We start from the raw sequence: 22,012 nt of genomic DNA on the forward strand, positions 1-22,012 counted from the left end.
GGCGGTTTTCACTATTATACGAGGGCTTCTACTGTATGAAATGATTGTCCTTTCGTGCTAATAATACCGAAAATCGGTAAGTCACTTAGCACCACTTCTTCTTGCTGTTTCATAAAAGATGACGTTAATTGTTTTATCTCTATCCATACGTCATTAATACAAAGTACATTGGAATCGTTCTCTTGTTGGCGTGAAAATATAGAATCTATTTTATATAAACCAGCATTTTGAAAAAGCATATCAATGCGACTGAATGCATTCAAAGTAATGCTGATTACGCGTTGCCAATTCCCTTGTTTTTCCATATTATAGGATACAAAAAGTGCTTCTCCGCCTAGATTCGTAATTTCCTCCACTGTTGCTTGTCCACTTTCTTGATCAATGTCCGTCACAATTACTTTTGCGCCTTGTTTAGCCAACAAAAGAGCTGTATTACGTCCAATACCGATGCCACCGCCAGTTACGATAGCAACTTTTCCTGCAAGCTTCATTTTCATTACCCCTTCTATAAGTCTTACCGTCATTCAGTATACTCCTTTATGAGATTAGTCTGCAAGCAAGAAAAGTTGCTTATTCATTTGTAAACGGTTACTTTTTTACTCCTTCTTTTTTCTTACTATTACGCTGATCGAAAACTAAACCGATGAAAATTAAAATCCCCCAAAAGATTACGCTACCTCCAGTCACTTCAATTTCCCCCTTATTATATAAACATATTATTTTAATCATTATAACATTTTCTTAATTTTCAATCTATTAAATTCGAAAATGATATAGATTAACTTTTTCCCTATTATATATCCATTAAAATATATTTGTATAACAAAAAGAGACCTTTTTACATAAAAAGGTCTCTTTTTGTTATACAAGACTTATCACTTTCGTTTTTGTAATTAAGTCCTGAAAACCACAATTATCTTTGCGGAATAACATCATATATACGTTACATAATATCGGAATTCCAAGCAGTAATATGTTCGGTAATAACAATACAAAAAATCGAATCGTTAATGTTTGTAATGTTAACTTTTCACTCTTCAATGAAATTAATTTTATTCTCGTTACCTTTTTACCAAGTGTTACACCGTTCCAAATAAAGGGTAGCAAAATAAAATATATCGCCATTAATATAAAAACTACTGCAAGATCATATCTATAATCGCCAAAACTAATATTAAAGCGATTAAAAATAGCACTATAATTTCCAGTCATAACAGCTACTACTGCACCATACATAACCGAGATTAAAAACATGTCAATTAGGGAAGCACCTATGCGGTTCATTACAAGCGCTGGACGATGCATCTTTAACTTCATTTTTATGTCGACTCCTTCATATCCTTCTTTACCCGTCTCATCGTACCACTTCTAAAAAACATTGTAAACTAGCGTTTCTCTTACTTTTCTTGTACAATGTGTTACAACAGCATTGTAAAGGAGGTTCCCATATTGAAAAAATGGATAATCCTATTCGTCGCATTCCTATTAGCCGGTTGTGCTGGAAATACAAATCATATAACATATACGATTAACGATGAATACGAACTCATACGTACTTCTGGAAATGCATTTGAACTTTTCCCCACGCAAGATGCTGTATATGCCACACAATACATTCCTGCAAAAATTACAGACATAGCCTGGGATGATAAATACATTATTGCAAAACAAACTGAGGAAAAGTCAGATCCTAATAATCCTGACGCAGCAATTGCAAATAAAAAAAGCGAGCATTATTGGATTATTGACGTAAAGCATAATAAACGTTTTGGCCCCTATAATGAAAAACAATTTCATGAACAAAAAGATGCGTTTAAAATTAAGGTACCTTTTCAAAGTGTAGATTCATACATAGAAGAACAGAAAAAACAGTCCGCATAATAGTTTGAGCGCTGACTGTTTTTTCTTGCATATATTTAAAAACAACTTACTCAGAAAGTGAGATGTTAAAAGTTTGTGGCTCTTTTACAACATCTTGCGTTTCTGTATTTGCTGCGATTACATTATCTGTTGTAAATTTAATATCCTTTACCTTTTCTTTTCCATCATCAAGTATTAGGCCGATAATACCATCTCTTGTTTCACCTGGCTTATAGTCTTCCCTTGATACATTTTTTGTACCAACGAGCGTATCTTCATCATATAAAAAGTTTTGCGTTGCTACTTTAAAATGTTGTTTATCATTAATCGCAACATCATTCATAGAGAAAAATTGTATATTTTTATTCCCGCTATTTTCCACCTTATATGTAATTTCAACGTAACGAATCGTATCACTAATCTCTGTACCACTTAGCGATGCATATAACTCCGCATCTTCTTGACTGACTTTATCTCCTAATCTACGCTTTACTTCTTCAGGAGTTAATGCCGTATATACTTTTAATGTATTTTTTGCATCTTTACTCATCTGCGATAAAGAGATTACTTTCACATCTTGTACGTGAATTTTCATTGGTGCTACTTCAAATGTTTGATTCACAGAATGAATTTGTTCTAATTTAAAAGTACCCCATCCTGTTTCTTTCACTTTTTGTCCTACTTTTTTCAGCTCACGCCCACCATATTCTTTTGTTTCAGGAATAGATTCTTTCTTCTTCGGTTCAGCTTTCTTTTCTTCTTGATGGAAGCAACCACTTAACATAAGAAGAAAACTACATAAAACAAAAATACTTTTCCATGCTTTCATCATATAATTTCTCCTAACACTATCATTCATTAATATTAATTAGTCCTTTGCTTTGTAAACTATAGAAACAATGAGAAGTCCACAAAACGAACTTGTCAGTCCAGATACTATTATACCCCCTATTTGGAAAATATGAAAATAGGGATCTACGAACGCGTGCACGATAAATATAATAGTTGCCACAACAATTACCGAAATCCAATATTTTATTTTTTCCGAAGCTAAAATAAGGTCTTTACCCATTGCATTTCTACACTTCCATAAAACGTATACTAATAACAGAAAACCAATACATGTACTTCCATGTTGCATATATTTATAAACAGAGATACCGTACCATTCTCTTTGCAATAATGGTATTTTCATAACAAAATAGCCTGTCTTATGAGTGAATGCATCCCAAACAACATGCGTTAACATACCGAATAATGCTGAATAACAAAATACAAAGAAATCTTTCCTTGTGTAAAGCCCCCACCTCTCATCTACTGCATATGTATAGTAGCCAGCAAATGGTTTAGGTAAATGTGTTATAAACGGCTTTTTTAAAATGTAGTGATATATGTATGCTAATAAAAATACGAGTGGTAAATTAAAATATAAGAATCCAAGCCACGTATGCCCAATTACACCATACGGTCTAAAGTGTAGGAAATATTCAAAGTCAGGCGCCATACTACCTAATATAAGAGCCGTTACTGAAATATGTTGAGAATACTTTTTTGCAAAAGGAAGAACTGCTGCTGGATGTGCAAATGTAAACGGCATGTTTTAACTCCTTTTTATAATTACAATAGATTACATACTATCATAACGACATGAATAATCTCCATGCAATATTTATTTTCACATTGGAATATGATAGTTTAAATGATATAATCCACATAAAATATTCAGAAAATAAGGAGGGATTCACGTGTCATTAACACTTGTCTTTTTTCTTGTTCTGTTTACCTTGTTTTTAAGTACATACATTGGCTTCTATCTATGGAAGCACTACAAAATTATAAAATATATACCTGCTCTCGTTGGTTTTATAAGCATTCTTTTTATTTTCATATGGAAGAGAATGACTTTCGGCTGGGAAGGTCTTGGCTTTGGCGCACTTCAATATACAATACTATTTGCAAGTTGTCTTACCCTTGTATTTGCTGCTTTTTTAGAATCAAAATCCGTTATGAATTGAGGTTTCTATATTGATTGACGTACCCTTTTTACAAAATGTCACATTAAAAAAAGAAAATATCCCTAGTTTCTCCGCATATCCTTACTGTTTACCCGCTATTCGAACATTACAATCACTAGCTTTCCATCCAAATGTAACATTCATTATTGGAGAAAACGGAACGGGGAAGTCAACATTACTCGAAGCGATTGCAATTGCTTTAGGATTTAATGCAGAAGGTGGAACGAAAAACTTCCGTTTTAGTACAAACGATTCACATTCATCTTTACATGAACATCTTCGAATTTCCAAAAGTTTCAATACACCAAACGATGGTTTCTTTCTTCGTGCTGAATCGTTTTATAATGTTGCTTCTTATATTGATGAAATGGATGCCGATTCAGAAGCACGTGGAAATCCAATTATTGACTCATATGGTGGTACTTCACTACACGCCCAATCACACGGTGAGTCATTTTTCTCCTTATTTATGAATCGTTTTTCAGGACAAGGCTTATACATTTTAGATGAGCCCGAGGCCGCTCTATCACCAATGAGACAACTTTCTATGCTCATTCGAATGCATGAACTAGCGGAACAAGGTTCACAATTTGTTATCGCAACGCATTCTCCTATTTTAATGGCTTATCCTGAATCCACTATATATTCTTTAACACAAGAAGGGATTCATGAATCCACATTAGAAGAAACTGAGCATTACCAAACGACGAAACTTTTCTTTGAAAATCGTGATCGATTATTTCATCATTTATTTGAATCATAAAAAAAGAAGCAGCGATTGCTGCTTCTTTTTTATAGTGCTTCTATAAATAATGCTACTCCAATACCGCCGCCGACGCATAGAGAGGCAATTCCTTTTTCTAACCCGCGTCTTTTTAATTCATGAATTAAACTTACAGTAATACGAGCTCCTGTACAACCGATTGGATGTCCAAGTCCTACACCACTACCGTTTACATTCACTTTTTCACGATCTAAACCTAATTCTTTCTCTACAGCTAAGTATTGTGCAGCGAAAGCTTCATTAATTTCCAGTAAATCTGCATCTTCTAATGACCAATCTACTTTTTCTAACCCTTTACGAATTGCTGGTGCTGGTCCAATACCCATAATTTTAGGATCTACTCCAGCTACTGAATATCCAACAATTCTAGCTAACGGTTGTAAGCCTTTTTCTTTCGCTTTTTCTTCGCTCATTAATACTAGAACCGCACTTCCGTCATTCAGGCCAGATGCATTCCCTGCCGTTACAGATCCGTCTTTACGGAAAGCTGGTTTTAATCCTGCTAATTTTTCTGCTGTAATGTCAGCACGTGGATGTTCATCCTTTGAAAATACTACTTCTTTTCTACGTTCTTTTATTGTAATAGGAACAATTTGATCGTCAAAGTATCCAGACTCGATTGCCTTCAATGCCAATGTATGACTACGAAGCGCAACTTCATCTTGTTCCTCTCTTGTAATTTCATATTGTTCAACTAAATTTTCCGCTGTTTCCCCCATCATAATATGATGAATTGGATCTTCTAATACTTCCCACACCGTATCACGAATTTCTCCGTGTTGTAGGCGTTGTCCCCAGCGGTGTTGTTTTAATGCATAAGGGCTTGAACTCATTGCTTCTACTCCACCTGCAACGACAACTTCACTTACACCTAATTGAATTTGCATTGCAGCCGACATAATTGCTTGCATACCTGAAGAACATTGGCGTTGGATTGTATAACCTGTAACTGTGTCAGGAAATCCTGCCGCTAATGCAGCCGTTCTTGCCGTATTTGCTTCATCAGTTCTTTGAATACAATGACCTAAAATCACTTCATCAACTTCGTGTGGTTCTACCCCGCCTCGTTTTACAGCTTCCTGAAGTACAGGAACAGCTAATTCTACTGGCGTTACATTTTTTAGCGCTCCCCCAAAAGTTCCAATTGGCGAACGAACTGCAGCTGTAATAACAACATTATGCATTTTGCACTTGCCCCTCTCTTATGTACCCTAGTCAGTTTTTAGGTGAAATTCCATAAGATGTATGTCTACACCTATCATACTATAAACATACTAAAAAATCAAAATATTTAATATAATAAAAATAGAAGGAATTAACCTTCTATTCTGTTAATGCATATAGAAATTTTTGTAGAATTTTCTCAGTTGTTTTATTCAAATTCGGTAACTTATCTACAGGAAAATATTGAAGCTGTAATCCTTCATGGTCAAGCCTTAATTCCCCGCTCACATGATGCCCCTGATACAGATGAATGACATTAAAAATTTCATCTCCATTTGGATATTGGAAGTACACTTCTTTTCCCGAAAGAACCCCGATAAATTGCATAATTTTCGCATTTAGTCCCGTCTCTTCAAATAGTTCTCTACGAGCAGTTTCTTCTGTCGTTTCTCCTAGCTCCATCGCTCCACCAGGTACACCCCAATCATATGTATCTGAACGATATTGAAGCAATACTTCTTGATTATCATTTAAGATAATAATTGCTGATCCTACTAGAATAAGCGGCCTTGTACCAACGACTTTGCGTAACTCTTCAATATACCCCAATATGTAAACTCTCCTTTCCTCACCCTCCCTTATCATAACAAAATTTTTCTCCTTTTGTTGATGTAATTTTAAAGAAAAAAAGGAAGCTTTCGCTCCCTTTTTTCACCTTTATTTCTTAAAACTTTCATATTTTACAGCTTCAAAAGCTTCTTCTATTTCATCATTACGATAATGGACATATGTAAAACGCCCTAATTCTACTAATCTTGCTATTTCTTGTAACGCTTTATGTTGCTCATATGTTTCCTCAAGCTTAATATGTACATAAAATTTCATTAAAGGATGTTCATATAAAGGTTCTCCCACCTCTACATATACATCTTCCACCCCTTGTACAACTCTTACATAACTTGCAAATTGATACAGTGCTTCTCTGTCTGAAACGATTTTTAATGTATACATATATTCTCCCCCTTTCCTTTACTATATCAAAAAGACAGCCAAACCATGTTATAGAACTATGAAATTTTTTCGACTTGTAATAAACAAGGCGTTTATCCATACATAGGATCTTTTCCCAACATATATTATAGAAAGAATTTTTTCAGTTGAGGTGTTCCTTATGGATCCATACGTCAATATATGTATTTGCATTACGCCAGGCGCCGATATTTCTGATGACCGTATTGCAAAAGATTTAGCAGTTGCAGAATCAATTTGGCACCCCATTACATTTCAAATTCAAGAAGTAATTGTTTTAAATGAACTTTTTCGTTTTTCTGACCGTGAAATTAGTTATAAAGATTCTATTCAAAGTCAGGAAAAATTAGCATCCTTTTTTCAAACTTGTGTAAATGAAGCTCCTGAATGCGACCTTTACATTTGTTATATTGGCAGTGATTATTTCAAAGAAACAGCAGTAATTGCCTGTGCCTACTCTTTAGCAAAACAACAGCAACTTACAGGGTATATCGTTTTAACAAACTCGGCTGCTCCTATGAAAAATATATATACGCTCGCTCATGAAATTGGTCATATTTTATTTACAAGACGTGTTCACGGAAAACTTACTCACGCAGATCCTCATTCCCCAACTGGCTCGGAGCACCATCCTTCTCCAACAAATCTTATGTATCCGATCGTCCCTCGCCCTGAAAATGTCCATATTCAGTCTCTATTAACGAACGAACAAAAAGCTCTCTCTTTACAAAGCTCTTTATTGCAAAGAAAAAAACAGTAACGATTTTGTTACTGTTTAAAACAATAGATTCCAATCAATAAACCACATTCCGGCTGCAACGGATGCAAATATACAACTAAACATAAATACAATTACTCTAAAAATCCCTATATAATATTTCTTTGGAAATATTTTTTTGCATATCCAGAGCAGCCACTTTCCTATTAAACCGAAGAACAAAACATAACCTGATGTGTCATCTAATAAAGTATCGAAATAGTCATCGTGTACCTTTTTCGAAAAGGTAGTATATAGCCCAAAAATCGTTAAACCTAAAAATGTAATAGACAATATACCTAGAAATATACTTTGCATATTTGTTCTCCTCTTAATAAAAAATTCAGTTCGTTCGCTATTAATATAAAGCTAGCTTACAGTTTTTTTCTCCTCAATTTTCAAAGACCATCTCATTAATACATATAAACTTCCGTACAGAAGTAACGGCTCTAGCATTCCCCAATATGGGTTGTTCTTCCCTAATTCTTTAAATACAAACATAATGAATAGCGGGACAATAACAGTTAATATCCCAATCCAGCCAAGTATGTATGCTTCTCCAATTAACAGTACTAACAAGATAACTCCAGCTAGTATATAACTTTGTATAGTCGTTAATTGTAATACAGGTGTCCCATACCATTTATTCATAAACATTAATAATACTAGTAATAAAATCGGTAGCAATGCTGCTACATAAATAATGCTAAATTCTTTTATTTTACTCTTAAATGATGACATTTTAAAAGCAAATATAATTCCTACAATCGTAATCATTAAAACAATTGGGTATCCAATTAATTGTACATTCGTTAATGTAAATTCATGATTTGGGCTTTCAAATAAAATATTTGTAAGTAACCAATACCCGCCAATACCAATTATCATTCCTAAAATACTCTTTATACTCCCGCCTTTATCTTTCTCCATCTCTTTCGCTAATTCTTCCGCATACTCTTTTGGCGAATCACCAAATATATCACTTACCGTTTTCCCTTCTTTCTCACCTTCAATTAAATGAAGTTCTGCATCTTCTAAAAAAGCGTCAACATCTTCTTCTTTCATTCCTTTCGTTATTAAATACACTTTCGTATCAATTAAAAATTTTTCTCCTTCTTTAGAAATCTGCATGATACTCCCTCCCTTATTTAATCGCTTCTCTTCTATTCGTCTTCATCATAATTTCAAGGAAAATTAAAATAAACAAACTTCCGTATAAACATATAATTTGAAATAACATTGGAACAAGGTCTTCTGATGTAAATGTTTTAAACACTAACATAATAGAAAGCGGGATGATTAAATATAAGTTTTTAAACCATCCATTAAAATATATATTTATTGCTACTGTAATGATGAAAATACTACCAGCTAATATATAACTTTGCATTTGGGTGAATATAAACATTTTTGTAGGATAAATCACATCTAATATCGTTACAGCCCCTATTAGAAACATTGGTGTGATTATGACTAACGACCACATAGCAAACCATGTTTTTGTAAAACTTGTTACGAAAGTCATTTTGCGAAGTAGAAAATTAGGACCTATCACAACTAAAATTAATGACAAACTATATCCAACGCACTGAATAAGTGACATCTGTAATAGTCCGTTATTTACTATTAGAACAGAAGCAATAATCCAAAACGATACGATATTCATTACTGTAAAACCAATTTGCTTCCACGTTTCCTGTCTATCTCTTTCCATCACTTTTACAAGTTCATTTGCGTATTCTTTCGGTGAGCTTCCGAAAATTTCTTCTACGCTTTTTCCATTACTCTCACCTTCTATTAAATGAAGTTCTGCGTCTTCAATAAAGCTTTCAATATCGCTTTCTTTCACACTCTTTGCAGTCAAAAACAACCTCATATCTAATAAAAACTTTCGTGCTTCATTTGATAGCATTATTTTCTTCTCCCCTTCCCTTCAAGTAGACGTTCCACACTACTTTGCATCGCTTCCCAGCGATCCATAAATTCATCCAGTGCATCTTCGCCATCTTCTGTTAACGTGTAATACTTCCGTTTTGGACCAGATGGGGATTCCTTCATTACACTTTTTATGAATCCTTCTTTTTGCATTCGTATTAATAACGGATAAATACTTCCCTCACTCGCCATTGTAAAGCCATACTTTGCTAGCTTCTCACTCATTTCATAACCGTATATTTCACCTTCAGAAATAATAGCAAGTAAGCATCCTTCTAAAATCCCTTTCAGCATTTGACTTGTCGACATAATTCAAATCCTCCTACTATCTTGTTTTACAAGATAGATAAGCGTAAGTATCTTGCTTTACAAAATAGTATAGCAGAGACTATTTTGCAAAACAAGATAGCTAACAATATTTTTCCAAATCTTTGCAGGATTTTTCTTATCCACTCTCTAAATAGAGCAATATGAGAACTTTATTACGAAGGGATGTTTTTCATCATGGTTACAAATCGAGTTGTTTTTTTAACAGGTGCTGCAAGTGGTATTGGATATGAAATGGGAAACGCTTTTGCAAAAGAAGGGGCAAAAGTTGTTATTACCGATCGTCTTGAAGAACGTGCAAAAGAAGCTGCTGAACAACTACAAAAAGAGGGCTTTCAAGCTATCGGCTTAAAATGTGATGTTACATCCGAAGAAGAAATAGAAGCATCCATTTCTCAAACTGTTACTCATTTCGGTTCATTAGACATATTAATTAATAATGCAGGCATGCAACACGTTTCACCAATTGAAGATTTTCCAACCGAAAAATTCGAGCTACTAATTAAAATTATGCAAATCGCTCCTTTTATCGCCGTTAAGCATGCCTTTCCCATTATGAAAAAGCAAAAATATGGCCGAATTATTAATGTAGCTTCCATTAATGGCCTCGTTGGATTCGCTGGAAAAGCTGCTTATAATAGCGCAAAACATGGTGTAATTGGATTAACAAAAGTTGCCGCTTTAGAAGGGGCTACTCACGGAATTACTGTTAATGCGCTTTGTCCCGGTTATGTCGATACCCCTCTCGTACGGAATCAATTACAAGACTTGGCCACTACACGAAATGTACCACTTGAAAATGTTCTAGAGGATGTCATTTATCCACTTGTCCCACAAAAACGCTTATTACAAGTACAAGAGATTGCTGATTATGCGATGTTTTTAGCGAGCGAAAAAGCTAAAGGTATAACTGGACAAGCTGTCGTTATCGATGGTGGTTATACTGCTCAATAAAAAATAAAGTTTGCTCACGAAGAGCAAACTTTATTTTTTATCGCGAGGATCATCATACTGTAGTAATTGCCGTGGCAACTTCTCTATTGCAACAATTACCCCATCTAATTTACTTTCAATTCGATGAAGTAAATATAATGTTACAACAATTGGAAACCCTACATTACCTATCATCTTGATCCACTCTTCCATCTTTTTCTCCTCCTTTCATTATATAAATAAGAAAAAAGAACACATTTAGGCATAGAAAAACAAGCTATTATGTATTAGCTTGTTTTTTCGAACAATGATGCAATTTCTCGCTTATAATCTCCACGTATAATACCTTGCTCAGTAATAATACCTGTAATTAATTCATTCGGTGTTACATCAAATGCAGGATTATAAACAGTAGTTCCAACTGGCGTTACCTGTTTCCCAAAAATTTTCGTAACTTCTGTTTCATCTCTTTCTTCAATAACAATTTCTGCACCTGTTTGTTTCGTAATATCAAATGTAGATAGTGGAGCTGCAACGTAGAACGGGATATCGAAATACTTTGCTAATATAGCTAAATTCATCGTTCCGATTTTATTTGCTGTATCCCCATTTGCGACAATTCGGTCCGCTCCTACAATAATTGCGTTGATTTCTTTCGTTTGAATAGCATGAGCTGCCGTATTATCTGTAATAAGTGTTACATCAATACCTGCCTGTTTTAATTCCCAAGTCGTTAAGCGACCGCCTTGTAAAACTGGTCTCGTTTCACATGCATATGCATGTAAATGTACACCTTTTTCTTTCCCAATATAAAACGGTGCTAATGCAGTACCATATTTAGCAGTTGCAATACTGCCAGCGTTACAAATTGTTAAAATGTTATCACCGTCTTTAAAGCATGTTAATGCATGTTCTCCAATACTCCGGCATACCGCTTCATCTTCTTGCTGAATACGAAGCGCTTCTTCTTCTAATATTTTTTGCGCTTCTTTTATTGTAGTAATTTCTTGAATAGATTCTCTCATACGATCGATTGCCCAAAATAAATTGACTGCTGTCGGGCGTGACGTCCCTAAATAATTACAATCTCTATTAAACTTCTTTTGAAATTCTTCAATATGTAAAGTAGTATATTTTTTTGATGCAAGCGCCAAGCCAAATGCAGCTACAATTCCAATTGCAGGTGCTCCTCGTACTTCTAGCATGACAATACTTTTCCATACCTCTTCAATCGTCGTTAATGTTTTGTATTCTGTGCTATGCGGCAACTTTGTTTGATTTAATACTGCAATGGCATCACCTTTCCAACTGACAGACCTCGGAATCGTAACAACTGTACTCATGCTTTTACCCCTCCAGAAACTGTCTGTTGGAATAATGCTCGGAACAGTTGAATATCAGCGTTTTTAGATTCATATTTTATTAGTTCTCTACCTAAGGATAACGCTTGTTTCTTAGCTTGAATTCTCGTTTCTTTATTTGCTATTTCATCTAAATCAGCTACATGTGCTAAGCCAATTGTTCTTCGGATAAGCTCACATCCAGCAAATCCGACCACATCCGTAAAAATATTTTGCAAAATAATCGGCAACCATTGTTTCTCTTTCGTATATGCTTCTACACCTTCTCCAATCCATAACTTCGTAAAAGTGTCTACGAAATAGCTCCATGTTTTCTCAATATGGAAAAATAGCACACTTCTCTGTTCTTCCTCTCTAGATAGAGCATTTAATAATAGATTTGCAATAAATTGCCCGATGTCAAATCCAAATGGACCGTACGTTGCAAATTCTGGGTCAATCACTTTCGTTTCAGAAGGTGATGAAAAAATACTTCCAGTATGTAAATCTCCATGAATGAGTGCCTCTTTTCTCGTTAAAAATTTATACTTATACTGTGCAACTTTTAACTTTAAAGTTTTGTCACTCCACAGTTCATCAATCGTTAATTGTAACTCCGGTTCATAATCATTCGTATCGTAATGACCAAACGGGTCTGTAAATACTAAATCTTCTGTTATTTTACAAAGATCTGGGTTTACAAATGTACCTTCTAGTACCCTTTTTTCTTCTGACTGTAAACCAAAATCTGAAGTATAAAATAAAACATTCGCTAGAAAACGACCGATATGCTGGGATAGAAGTGGATACTCTTCTCCATCTATTAATCCTTTTCTTGTAATAGTTAATCTTGATAAGTCTTCTATGACTGTTACTGCTAACTCTTCATCATGACTGTACACTACCGGCACATATTCAGGTACATACTTCGCGAAAATTTGTAATGCTTTACTTTCAATCGTTGCTCTTTTTATAGACAATGGCCAGCTCTCACCAACTACTTTCGCATATGGTAGTGCTTGTTTTATTATAATAGACTTCTCTCCATCATCTAATTTGAACACGTAATTTAAATTTCCATCTCCAATTTCATGACAAACTACATTTGCTTTCTTTTCAAAATAGCCATGTTCTTTCGCATATTGTACAGCGGTTACTTCTGTTAATGAATAATATCCCATCGTCTTCTCCCCCTTTTTTTAATTCAGAGGTTTTTCTAACACAGAAAAACCTCTTTCCACTAAGAAAGAGGTTTGAAGTTTATCTTCTCCCCTCTTATCTGCCAGAAAGTTTTACTTTCTGCTGGAATTAGCACCGTGCCTTTTGGCGTCATAAACGCCCCATTTCACAATGGTATTACGGTCGGTTGCTGGGCTTCATCGGGCCAAATCCCTCCACCTGCTCTTGATAAGAGTTGTATAATTTTTTAGAATTTTTAACTTTATGTTGAAGACTATACCAAGAATAAAAATCACTTGTCAACATTTTATTTGTATAATTCTGGACGTCGATCCGCAAAAACTGGAATTCCTTTGCGTACTTCTTTAATTTTCTCGAATGTAAGCTCTCCAAATAGAATTGATTCTTCTTCATTTGCTTCTACAACAACTTCGCCCCAAGGATCGACAATTAAAGAATGGCCAGCAAACTCATTATTTGGATCCTTCCCTGCCCTATTACATGCTACAACATAACACTGATTTTCAACTGCTCTTGCTTGTAATAGTAAACGCCAATGCGCTAAACGAACTAATGGCCATTCAGCTACAACAAATAAAACTTTTGCACCTTTAGCAGTATGAACGCGCATCCACTCCGGAAAACGAATATCATAGCAAATGGTGCCGGCGCACTCTACATCATCTAACTTAAATTCACCAGTACGATTTCCAGCGATTAAATATTTATGTTCATCCATAAGCTGAAATAAATGCACTTTACTATATTCATTGACTAGTTCTCCTTTATTCGTTACAACATACATTGTATTTGTAACACCTTGTTCCGTTTGCTTTGCTATAGAACCACCAACAATATGTACACCATATTGTTTCGACCATTCTATCAACTTTTCTTTCGTTTCCAATCCATCCCTATCTGCAATTTCAGAGAGTCTCGTTAAATCATAACCTGTTGTCCATAGTTCTGGTAAAACAATAACATCTGGTCTTTCTTTCATCGCTTCACTTATTTTATTTTTAGCATTCTCAATATTTTTTTCTACATCTCCAAAGACAATATCCATTTGAATACATGCGACTTTCATTTTTTCAGCCCCATTCTTATTTTTTTCTTTACAAAATACTGGAAAGATTATATCATTTGTCACTAGAATTGTAACAACTTTCAAAAGAGGTGGAAAGTATGAAATCATTTCAACCTTCTGAGATAGTAACATCATTGCCAACACAATTTTTCGCTTCACTTGTTGCAAAAGTTAACAAAGTTGTAGCAGCTGGTCACGATGTTATTAATCTAGGTCAAGGTAATCCAGATCAACCAACACCGCAGCATATCGTAAAAGCTTTGCAAGATGCTGCAGAAAAGACCATTCATCATAAATATCCGCCATTTCGCGGACATGAAAGCTTAAAAGAAGCCGTGGCAACATTCTATCAACGTGAATATGATGTAGTAGTAAATCCGAAAACTGAAGTTGCTATATTGTTTGGTGGAAAGGCTGGATTAGTAGAATTACCAGTTTGCTTTACAAACCCTGGTGATACAATTCTCGTTCCCGATCCAGGCTATCCAGATTATTTATCAGGAGTTGCTTTAGCGAAAGCACAATTTGAAACAATGCCGCTTATTGCAGAAAATAAGTTTTTACCAGATTATACAAAAATTGACGACTCTATTGCCGAGCGTGCAAAATTAATGTTTTTAAACTATCCAAATAATCCGACCGGTGCTACTGCATCAAAAGATTTCTTTGATGAAACCATTCATTTTGCTAATAAACATAATATATTAGTCGTTCATGATTTTGCTTACGGTGCGATTGGATTCGATGGTCAAAAACCTGTTAGTTTCTTACAAGCAGATGGTGCCAAAGATACAGGAATCGAAATTTACACGTTATCGAAAACTTTCAATATGGCTGGCTGGCGCATCGCTTTTGCGGTAGGGAATGAAAGTGTCATTGAAACAATTAACTTATTACAAGATCATATGTATGTTAGTATTTTTGGTGCCATTCAAGATGCTGCCCGCGAAGCACTATTAAGTTCACAGTCTTGCGTAATAGACCTTGTAAATAGTTACGAATCTCGAAGAAACGCTCTTATTTCAGCTTGTCACTCAATTGGTTGGAATGTAGACATTCCAACAGGGTCATTTTTTGCATGGCTTCCTGTTCCAAAAGGATATACTTCTGAGCAATTTTCTAATATTTTACTAGAAAAAGCACATGTCGCAGTTGCTCCTGGTGTTGGATTTGGTGAGCATGGTGAAGGGTACGTCCGCGTTGGTCTCTTGCATACAGAAGATAGATTACGAGAAGCCATTAATCGAATCGATAAATTAAATTTTTTCAAAAAGTAATTGACAACATGAAAAATATCTGACAAAATTCAGTTATCTTAAAAATTTAAACATTTCTAAATACTTCTTATCAAGAGCAGGTGGAGGGACGAGCCCGACGAAACCCGGCAACCGATCTACAATTGTAGACACGGTGCTAATTCTCGCAGCATTACGCTGACAGATAAGGAGCTGGTTGTAAAAAAACCTCTCCTTAGCTGAGAGGTTTTTTTATTTAACTAGGAGGTTATAACAATGAGCGGAATTATAGCGACATATTTAATCCATGATGATTCACATAACTTAGAAAAAAAAGCTGAACAAATTGCACTCGGTTTAACAATTGGCTCTTGGACTCATTTGCCGCATTTATTGCAAGAACAATTAAAACAACATAAAGGCAACGTCATTCATGTTGAGGAATTAGCTGAACATGAACATACCAATTCGTATTTACGTAAAAAAGTAACACGCGGGATTATTAAAATTGAATATCCGTTATTAAATTTCAGTCCAGATTTACCAGCTATTTTAACAACTACATTCGGAAAGCTATCCCTTGATGGCGAAGTAAAATTAATTGACTTAACTTTTTCAGACGAGTTAAAAAAACATTTTCCTGGTCCAAAATTCGGGATAGATGGTATTCGAAATCTTTTACAAGTACATGATCGTCCCCTTTTAATGAGTATTTTTAAAGGAATGATTGGACGAAATATTGGGTATTTAAAAACGCAATTACGCGATCAAGCAATTGGTGGTGTAGATATCGTAAAAGATGATGAAATATTATTTGAAAATGCATTAACACCACTTACGAAACGCATCATATCTGGAAAAGAAGTTTTACAATCCGTATATGAAACGTACGGACATAAAACGTTATATGCCGTAAATTTAACAGGACGAACTTTTGATTTAAAAGAAAATGCGAAACGTGCAGTGCAAGCTGGAGCCGATATTCTATTATTTAACGTATTCTCTTACGGACTAGATGTACTACAATCACTTGCAGAAGATGATGAAATCCCAGTTCCTATTATGGCACATCCTGCTGTAAGTGGTGCTTATTCAGCATCCAAGTTATATGGAGTTTCATCACCATTATTACTTGGAAAGCTACTCCGTTATGCTGGGGCTGACTTTTCATTATTCCCATCTCCATACGGAAGTGTTGCGCTAGAAAAAGAGGAGGCTCTTGCTATCTCAAAATATTTAACTGAAGACGATGTATTTTTCAAGAAGAGCTTTTCTGTTCCGTCTGCTGGTATTCATCCTGGTTTCGTTCCCTTTATTGTACGAGATTTCGGTAAAGATGTTGTTATTAATGCTGGCGGCGGGATACATGGACATCCAAATGGGGCGCAGGGCGGCGGTAAAGCTTTCCGTGCTGCAATTGATGCTACTTTGCAAAATAAACCACTCCATGAAGTAGATGACATAAATTTGCATAGCGCACTACAAATATGGGGAAATCCCTCTCATGAGGTGAAATTATGAGTATTCAAGTATTTTGTGATTTCGATGGCACGATTACAAATAATGATAACATTATGTCCATTATGGAAAAATTCGCACCACCAGAAGCTGAAGAAGTAAAGAATAAAATTTTATCACAAGAGCTATCTATTCAAGAAGGTGTTTCTCAATTATTTCAATTCATACCTACTAATCTGCACGATGAAATTATTCAATTTTTAATAGAGACTGCTGAAATTCGTAACGGTTTTCATGAATTTATACAATTTGTAAATGAAAACAATATTTCCTTTTATGTTATATCAGGTGGAATGGATTTCTTCGTCTATCCACTCTTACAAGGACTCATTCCAAAAGAGCAAATTTACTGTAATGAAACAGATTTTTCAAATGAATACATTACGGTGAATTGGCCTCATCCTTGTGATCGTCTTTGTCAAAATCATTGCGGATTATGTAAATCATCACTCATCCGTAAATTGAGTGATACGAATGACTTCCATATTGTAATTGGAGATTCAATTACCGATTTACAAGCTGCGAAACAAGCGGATAAAGTGTTCGCTCGTGATTTCCTTATTACAAAATGCGAAGAAAATCATATTTCTTATACAGCATTTGAAACGTTTCACGATGTTCAAACTGAATTAAAACATTTGTTGGAGGTGAAATTATGAAACAACTTTTTCGTCAATGGTATGACTTAAGCGAGATAAAAAAAGAATTAACAACACGAAATTGGTTTCCAGCAACGAGTGGTAATATTTCTATAAAGGTTAGTCATGAACCACTCACTTTTCTCATTACAGCAAGCGGTAAAGATAAAACAAAAACGACTCCAGATGACTTTCTACTAGTAGATCATCTAGGGGTTCCCGTATTAGAGACTGAATTACGCCCTTCAGCAGAAACAATCTTGCATACACATATTTATAACAATACGAATGCTGGGTGTGTCCTTCATGTTCATACAACTGATAACAATGTTATCACAAATTTATATAGTGATGCAGTCACACTTCAAAATCAAGAAATTATTAAAGCTCTCGATATTTGGGAAGAAGATGCAACAATTCACATTCCTATTATCGAAAACCATGCTCATATCCCAACGCTTGGAGAAAACTTCCGCAAGCATATACAGGGAGATTCGGGGGCAGTATTAATCCGTAACCATGGTATTACCGTATGGGGCCGAGATAGCTTTGATGCAAAGAAAAGATTAGAAGCTTATGAGTTTTTATTCCAATTTCATATAAAACTATTATCAATTCAAGGAGGCGTTTCTAATGGCGCAAATTCGTATTCATGAAATAAATACTCGCATTGAAAATGAAGTGGAAGTATCAAAATTTCTACAAGAGGAAGGCGTTTTATATGAGAAATGGAATATTTCCAAACTTCCTACTCATTTAAAAGAAAATTACTCATTAACAGATGAAAACAAAGCTGAAATATTAGCTGTGTTTTCAAAAGAAATTGCTGATGTTTCAGCACGCCGAGGTTATAAAGCACATGATGTAATTTCACTTTCAAATAGCACACCTAACCTTGACGAATTATTAATTAATTTTCAAAAAGAACACCATCATACTGATGATGAAGTTCGCTTTATTGTTAGTGGTCATGGCATCTTTGCCATTGAAGGAAAAGATGGGACATTCTTTGACGTTGAACTTGAGCCAGGCGATCTCATATCTGTTCCTGAAAATGCAAGACATTATTTTACCTTGCAAGATGATCGTCAAGTTGTAGCTATTCGTATTTTTGTTACAACTGAAGGTTGGGTTCCAATCTATTAAGGTAGTTAGTTGAATAAAAGGTCTTGGACCCCCTTTTCCAACCTTTTATTCACTCTACATATATACATCCTCCTATGGAACAGGCTTATTTCATTTTGAAATAAGCCTGATTTTTTATGGTTCTAACCGTATTATTCCTTCTTTTCAGTACAATCTCTCCCTTCAATTTTTCAAGTATATTTATTAATACTTTTTGAACATTTATTGAACTTTTTTTGAATTTTTTCTGAAAATTCTGTTTTATATATGATATACTACAATTAACTAAGAAGGAAAAAATATCGCAAACAGAGGGGGATAATCATGAGTTTACTTATCGCACTTATACTAGGGGTTACGTGTGGAGCACTTCCTATTATTCTAGGAGCTATTATGGAAGAATTAGAAGTTGGTGTTTTAGGTTTTGTTGCATCTTGTGTAAGCGCTTTATTTTTCGGGTTGTTCGGTGCTATTCCTGTTTCAATTCTGTGTGCATTTTATATAATACGCCATGCTCGTACAAAACAATTTGGTCCTAATCACATCGCGCAAGTTATTCCATTCCCAATGGAACGATGCCGCCGGGCTTCTAGCTTATAATTACAAAATTAAAAATAAAAGTCCTCAAATGAGGACTTTTATTTTTTTTCTTCTAGAAATTGAAACAATTCTTGTAGGTGCAAAGCGTCTTCACTATAGCTAACAGATACATGATATATACCATCAATCTCCGCTTCCATGTAAAGGTCAACTCCATCTCGATCATATTTCAATGCCAAATAAAATTCCATTTCTTCTAGCATCTTTTTTGAAGTTCGAATAACGTAATGCCCTTTCTCATCTCTTCCATATTCGAAATTCGGTTCAAAATCATATTTTTGTTTAAAAGCTTCTTTTTGTTTTTCATTAATTTGTATACATGTTGCTCTTTGTACAGTATCAATCATCTCATCAAATTTTTGAAGATCCATCTCATTTACCCCCTTACATATTTTTTGTATAACACTTGTGTTCCGCTATTTTCTTCCCCATCTTTTATTAGCTCTTCATACAATTCCTTCGCCAAACTTAAACCTGGTACTGGTAATTGTAATCTTTCAGCCTCATCTAACGCGATCTTCATATCTTTCATAAAATGCTTTACATAAAAACCTGGTTCAAAATCTCCCTTTAACATTCGAGGAGCTAAATTACTTAATGACCAGCTACCTGCTGCTCCCGTTGAAATACTCTCCAATACTTTATCAGGATCTAATCCAGCCTTTTTTGCATAAGCAACAGCTTCACATACTCCAATCATATTAGAAGCAATCGCAATTTGATTGCACATTTTTGTATGTTGTCCACTTCCAGCAGGCCCTTGCAACTGAATATTTGTTCCTAGTTTTTCAAATAACGGTAAACATCTATCATATATTTCTTTCTCTCCACCGACCATAATTGCGAGTCTTGCTTCTTTCGCACCAACGTCTCCTCCAGATACAGGTGCATCTAACGTATATACATTCTTACTTTTACCGGCTTCATTAATACGTTTTGCCAATGTTGGTGTAGATGTCGTGAAATCAATTGCAATCGTACCTTCATTTGCATTCTCCAAAATTCCATCTATCCCAAAGTACACTTCTTCTACATCATGTGGATACCCAACCATTGTCATTACAACATCAACTTGCTTTACTAACTCTTTCGGTGTATCACACCAATTTGCACCATCTTGTACTAAAGAGTCTGTTTTCGATTTTGTTCTATTATATACATATACTGTATGACCGTCTTGCATGAAATGACGCACCATACTTTTTCCCATTACACCAATACCAATGAAACCAATTGATACATTTTTATGTTTCATTTTCTCATCCCCTTTGTTCTAATAAATCACTTACCATCTTTCGGAAATCTTTATTGAAGTCATCATCCATACTATTTTTCACATTTGAAAATAAAATAACAAAAGTCCCTTTTTCTTTATTAAAATTATTGAAAGTGTTCCAACCAGATAGTACACCATGATTATGAAAATAATCCGGATATATGTAAAAACTAAATGCATATTTTCGTTCTGGTGAAGGTGAAAACATCGCTTGTATACTTTGTTCAGAAAGAAGTTTTCCATTTATAATTGCTTCGTCTAATTTCTTCATATCTCCAACTGTCGTATACATCTCACCACAACCATATAGCCAATCTATGCCTACCTTCTGCGCTGGTACAAGCTCTTGATTTTTTTTCACATAACCCTTTGTAAAATTTTTATCTCCAGGTACCATATTTCCCATACCAGATTCATACATATCTGCTTTTGTAAATATATTTTCTTTTATATAATCTCCTAAAGGTTTTTTCGATATATGTTCTATTATATAGGCAAGCACCATATAATTATAATCTGTATATCTCCAACCTGTTCCTGCAGGAAATTCTAAATTTTGACGTCCAATCCAATTAATTAACTGTAAACGGGAAGCAGCATTAACATTGCCTTTTGCGTGTTCAGGTAAACCAGAGGTATGCGTTAATAAATGATATAACGTAATATTTTTATTCTCCGGAAATGAAGGAATATATTTATTTACATTATCTTGAATATTTAGCTTACCTTGATCCTGCAGTTGTAAAATAGATGTAGCCACAACTGTTTTCGTAATAGAACCGATACGATATTTTGTGTGAGGCGTATTTTCTATTTTATTTTGAACATCAGCATACCCATATCCTTTATTCAATATAACATGCTCTTTATCTGTTACCAAAACTGTTCCATTGAATTGCTTTCCGACTAAATATTGATCTAATTTTTGAGATATGCTAGCGTAATCAATTTGCTTTTCTTTTTCTTCTTCTATATTCTCTTGTACTTCTGATTCAACAGCAGGATTCACCTTAGTTGTTAATTCTTTATTTTCCTTTATATTAGAATTATAGAGAAAATAGTATACTCCTCCACAAACTAAAGCACATATTGAAACTATCATCATTATTTTTTTTATCATTTTGTTCCTCCATAATTCCTTCGTTCAAAATCCCCCCTACACTCTATTATCAAGTAATAAAAAAAAATCGCAACAATTTGTTGCGAAAAA

General features: G+C 34.7%; 30 protein-coding genes and 2 riboswitches. Of the genes, 11 read left to right on the top strand and 19 right to left on the bottom strand.

The features are described from left to right. Positions 1 to 14 precede the first annotated feature (14 nt). The 3 genes from PDQ40_RS10915 to PDQ40_RS10925 form a co-directional block, all read right to left on the bottom strand. Positions 15 to 524 (bottom strand): SDR family NAD(P)-dependent oxidoreductase, encoded by a 510-nt coding sequence (locus PDQ40_RS10915; protein ID WP_270691411.1) that lies wholly within the window; start codon positions 522 to 524, stop codon positions 15 to 17. 64 nt (positions 525 to 588) lie between these two features. Beyond that, positions 589 to 687, bottom strand: coding sequence for a hypothetical protein (locus PDQ40_RS10920; protein WP_000145657.1), 99 nt, complete (start codon positions 685 to 687; stop codon positions 589 to 591). A gap of 174 nt (positions 688 to 861) precedes the next feature. Further along, positions 862 to 1,317 (bottom strand): RDD family protein, encoded by a 456-nt coding sequence (locus tag PDQ40_RS10925; RefSeq protein ID WP_000769088.1) that lies wholly within the window; start codon positions 1,315 to 1,317, stop codon positions 862 to 864. Between the two features lie 132 nt (positions 1,318 to 1,449). On the opposite strand from PDQ40_RS10925, the gene PDQ40_RS10930 reads away from it, so the two are divergent. After that, positions 1,450 to 1,881 carry a DUF3997 domain-containing protein gene (locus PDQ40_RS10930; RefSeq protein WP_000758783.1) on the top strand — a complete coding sequence of 144 codons (432 nt, stop codon included), beginning with the start codon at positions 1,450 to 1,452 and terminating at the stop codon, positions 1,879 to 1,881. 46 nt (positions 1,882 to 1,927) lie between these two features. Here the strand turns inward: PDQ40_RS10930 and PDQ40_RS10935 are convergent, their stop codons facing one another. Then, positions 1,928 to 2,692 carry a hypothetical protein gene (locus PDQ40_RS10935; protein ID WP_000973892.1) on the bottom strand — a complete coding sequence of 255 codons (765 nt, stop codon included), beginning with the start codon at positions 2,690 to 2,692 and terminating at the stop codon, positions 1,928 to 1,930. A 36-nt stretch (positions 2,693 to 2,728) separates the two neighbouring features. Continuing rightward, positions 2,729 to 3,457: a DUF4184 family protein gene (locus tag PDQ40_RS10940; protein ID WP_001116876.1), complete on the bottom strand. Its 729-nt coding sequence runs from the start codon at positions 3,455 to 3,457 to the stop codon at positions 2,729 to 2,731. 148 nt (positions 3,458 to 3,605) lie between these two features. Here PDQ40_RS10940 and PDQ40_RS10945 point away from each other — a divergent pair, with 148 nt between their 5' ends. After that, on the top strand, positions 3,606 to 3,875 hold the full coding sequence (locus PDQ40_RS10945) for a hypothetical protein (protein WP_000059970.1): 270 nt from the start codon (positions 3,606 to 3,608) through the stop codon (positions 3,873 to 3,875). Between the two features lie 10 nt (positions 3,876 to 3,885). Beyond that, on the top strand, positions 3,886 to 4,638 hold the full coding sequence (locus tag PDQ40_RS10950; protein WP_000567994.1) for an AAA family ATPase: 753 nt from the start codon (positions 3,886 to 3,888) through the stop codon (positions 4,636 to 4,638). A 29-nt stretch (positions 4,639 to 4,667) separates the two neighbouring features. On the opposite strand, the gene PDQ40_RS10955 is transcribed toward PDQ40_RS10950, so the two are convergent. The 3 genes from PDQ40_RS10955 to PDQ40_RS10965 all read right to left on the bottom strand — a co-directional run bounded on the left by PDQ40_RS10955 (position 4,668) and on the right by PDQ40_RS10965 (position 6,834). Further along, positions 4,668 to 5,843, bottom strand: a complete 1,176-nt coding sequence (locus tag PDQ40_RS10955; RefSeq protein ID WP_000552083.1) for an acetyl-CoA C-acetyltransferase — start codon at positions 5,841 to 5,843, stop codon at positions 4,668 to 4,670. Between the two features lie 139 nt (positions 5,844 to 5,982). Beyond that, positions 5,983 to 6,432 (bottom strand): NUDIX hydrolase, encoded by a 450-nt coding sequence (locus tag PDQ40_RS10960; protein ID WP_000540524.1) that lies wholly within the window; start codon positions 6,430 to 6,432, stop codon positions 5,983 to 5,985. 108 nt (positions 6,433 to 6,540) lie between these two features. Then, positions 6,541 to 6,834 (bottom strand): DUF3928 family protein, encoded by a 294-nt coding sequence (locus PDQ40_RS10965; protein WP_000288327.1) that lies wholly within the window; start codon positions 6,832 to 6,834, stop codon positions 6,541 to 6,543. A 160-nt stretch (positions 6,835 to 6,994) separates the two neighbouring features. Between PDQ40_RS10965 and PDQ40_RS10970 the strand changes: the two genes are divergently transcribed. After that, entirely contained in the window at positions 6,995 to 7,612 is a 618-nt protein-coding gene (locus tag PDQ40_RS10970) for an ImmA/IrrE family metallo-endopeptidase (protein ID WP_000371612.1), read from the top strand. Positions 7,613 to 7,627: 15 nt separating this feature from the next. Here PDQ40_RS10970 and PDQ40_RS10975 read toward each other — a convergent pair whose 3' ends face one another. The 4 genes from PDQ40_RS10975 to PDQ40_RS10990 are packed head-to-tail and all read right to left on the bottom strand — an operon-like array spanning position 7,628 to position 9,853. Next, on the bottom strand, positions 7,628 to 7,927 hold the full coding sequence (locus PDQ40_RS10975) for a hypothetical protein (RefSeq protein WP_001190635.1): 300 nt from the start codon (positions 7,925 to 7,927) through the stop codon (positions 7,628 to 7,630). A 51-nt stretch (positions 7,928 to 7,978) separates the two neighbouring features. Then, positions 7,979 to 8,740: a DUF1129 domain-containing protein gene (locus PDQ40_RS10980; RefSeq protein WP_001167271.1), complete on the bottom strand. Its 762-nt coding sequence runs from the start codon at positions 8,738 to 8,740 to the stop codon at positions 7,979 to 7,981. Between the two features lie 13 nt (positions 8,741 to 8,753). Further along, on the bottom strand, positions 8,754 to 9,521 hold the full coding sequence (locus tag PDQ40_RS10985) for a DUF1129 domain-containing protein (protein ID WP_270691412.1): 768 nt from the start codon (positions 9,519 to 9,521) through the stop codon (positions 8,754 to 8,756). Beyond that, on the bottom strand, positions 9,521 to 9,853 hold the full coding sequence (locus PDQ40_RS10990) for a PadR family transcriptional regulator (protein WP_000107963.1): 333 nt from the start codon (positions 9,851 to 9,853) through the stop codon (positions 9,521 to 9,523). The genes PDQ40_RS10985 and PDQ40_RS10990 overlap by 1 nt, the downstream gene beginning before the upstream one ends. 195 nt (positions 9,854 to 10,048) lie before the next feature. Between PDQ40_RS10990 and PDQ40_RS10995 the strand changes: the two genes are divergently transcribed. Then, positions 10,049 to 10,825, top strand: coding sequence for a 3-hydroxybutyrate dehydrogenase (locus tag PDQ40_RS10995; RefSeq protein ID WP_000258438.1), 777 nt, complete (start codon positions 10,049 to 10,051; stop codon positions 10,823 to 10,825). A 30-nt stretch (positions 10,826 to 10,855) separates the two neighbouring features. Here the strand turns inward: PDQ40_RS10995 and PDQ40_RS11000 are convergent, their stop codons facing one another. From PDQ40_RS11000 to PDQ40_RS11015, 4 genes are all read right to left on the bottom strand, one after another. Next, on the bottom strand, positions 10,856 to 11,017 hold the full coding sequence (locus tag PDQ40_RS11000; protein ID WP_000393331.1) for a YvrJ family protein: 162 nt from the start codon (positions 11,015 to 11,017) through the stop codon (positions 10,856 to 10,858). Positions 11,018 to 11,091: 74 nt separating this feature from the next. Further along, complete coding sequence (gene mtnA / locus PDQ40_RS11005) at positions 11,092 to 12,147, bottom strand: S-methyl-5-thioribose-1-phosphate isomerase (protein ID WP_000109054.1); 1,056 nt, start codon at positions 12,145 to 12,147, stop codon at positions 11,092 to 11,094. Further along, positions 12,144 to 13,325, bottom strand: coding sequence for an S-methyl-5-thioribose kinase (gene mtnK, locus PDQ40_RS11010; RefSeq protein ID WP_214328295.1), 1,182 nt, complete (start codon positions 13,323 to 13,325; stop codon positions 12,144 to 12,146). The genes mtnA and mtnK overlap by 4 nt, the downstream gene beginning before the upstream one ends. A 91-nt stretch (positions 13,326 to 13,416) precedes the next feature. Then, a riboswitch (SAM riboswitch) is annotated at positions 13,417 to 13,558 on the bottom strand. Between the two features lie 72 nt (positions 13,559 to 13,630). Continuing rightward, positions 13,631 to 14,494, bottom strand: coding sequence for a carbon-nitrogen family hydrolase (locus PDQ40_RS11015; RefSeq protein ID WP_025991622.1), 864 nt, complete (start codon positions 14,492 to 14,494; stop codon positions 13,631 to 13,633). Between the two features lie 14 nt (positions 14,495 to 14,508). Here PDQ40_RS11015 and PDQ40_RS11020 point away from each other — a divergent pair, with 14 nt between their 5' ends. The 6 genes from PDQ40_RS11020 to PDQ40_RS11045 all read left to right on the top strand — a co-directional run bounded on the left by PDQ40_RS11020 (position 14,509) and on the right by PDQ40_RS11045 (position 19,526). Then, on the top strand, positions 14,509 to 15,687 hold the full coding sequence (locus PDQ40_RS11020) for a pyridoxal phosphate-dependent aminotransferase (protein WP_000834736.1): 1,179 nt from the start codon (positions 14,509 to 14,511) through the stop codon (positions 15,685 to 15,687). Between the two features lie 64 nt (positions 15,688 to 15,751). After that, positions 15,752 to 15,857: riboswitch (SAM riboswitch) on the top strand. Between the two features lie 64 nt (positions 15,858 to 15,921). Continuing rightward, positions 15,922 to 17,166 (top strand): 2,3-diketo-5-methylthiopentyl-1-phosphate enolase, encoded by a 1,245-nt coding sequence (gene mtnW, locus PDQ40_RS11025; RefSeq protein WP_000014190.1) that lies wholly within the window; start codon positions 15,922 to 15,924, stop codon positions 17,164 to 17,166. Next, positions 17,163 to 17,822 carry a 2-hydroxy-3-keto-5-methylthiopentenyl-1-phosphate phosphatase gene (mtnX, locus tag PDQ40_RS11030; protein WP_000027458.1) on the top strand — a complete coding sequence of 220 codons (660 nt, stop codon included), beginning with the start codon at positions 17,163 to 17,165 and terminating at the stop codon, positions 17,820 to 17,822. Before mtnW ends, mtnX begins: the two co-directional genes overlap by 4 nt. Continuing rightward, complete coding sequence (locus PDQ40_RS11035; RefSeq protein WP_000811326.1) at positions 17,819 to 18,457, top strand: methylthioribulose 1-phosphate dehydratase; 639 nt, start codon at positions 17,819 to 17,821, stop codon at positions 18,455 to 18,457. Before mtnX ends, PDQ40_RS11035 begins: the two co-directional genes overlap by 4 nt. Continuing rightward, positions 18,435 to 18,947 (top strand): 1,2-dihydroxy-3-keto-5-methylthiopentene dioxygenase, encoded by a 513-nt coding sequence (locus PDQ40_RS11040; RefSeq protein WP_000057306.1) that lies wholly within the window; start codon positions 18,435 to 18,437, stop codon positions 18,945 to 18,947. The genes PDQ40_RS11035 and PDQ40_RS11040 overlap by 23 nt, the downstream gene beginning before the upstream one ends. A 303-nt stretch (positions 18,948 to 19,250) precedes the next feature. Then, complete coding sequence (locus tag PDQ40_RS11045) at positions 19,251 to 19,526, top strand: hypothetical protein (RefSeq protein ID WP_000054669.1); 276 nt, start codon at positions 19,251 to 19,253, stop codon at positions 19,524 to 19,526. A 38-nt stretch (positions 19,527 to 19,564) separates the two neighbouring features. On the opposite strand, the gene PDQ40_RS11050 is transcribed toward PDQ40_RS11045, so the two are convergent. The 3 genes from PDQ40_RS11050 to PDQ40_RS11060 are packed head-to-tail and all read right to left on the bottom strand — an operon-like array spanning position 19,565 to position 21,922. Continuing rightward, positions 19,565 to 19,897 carry a DUF3909 family protein gene (locus PDQ40_RS11050; protein WP_000365613.1) on the bottom strand — a complete coding sequence of 111 codons (333 nt, stop codon included), beginning with the start codon at positions 19,895 to 19,897 and terminating at the stop codon, positions 19,565 to 19,567. 5 nt (positions 19,898 to 19,902) lie between these two features. Continuing rightward, the gene (locus PDQ40_RS11055; protein WP_000681095.1) at positions 19,903 to 20,781 is read right to left on the bottom strand and encodes an NAD(P)-dependent oxidoreductase; all 879 of its coding nucleotides are present in this window, start codon (positions 20,779 to 20,781) and stop codon (positions 19,903 to 19,905) included. A 4-nt stretch (positions 20,782 to 20,785) separates the two neighbouring features. Next, positions 20,786 to 21,922: a serine hydrolase domain-containing protein gene (locus tag PDQ40_RS11060; protein WP_000591950.1), complete on the bottom strand. Its 1,137-nt coding sequence runs from the start codon at positions 21,920 to 21,922 to the stop codon at positions 20,786 to 20,788. Between the last annotated feature and the right edge of the window lie 90 nt (positions 21,923 to 22,012).

Origin of the sequence: Bacillus cereus group sp. Bc061, assembly GCF_027715825.1 — a bacterium.
Classification (GTDB): domain Bacteria; phylum Bacillota; class Bacilli; order Bacillales; family Bacillaceae_G; genus Bacillus_A; species Bacillus_A paranthracis.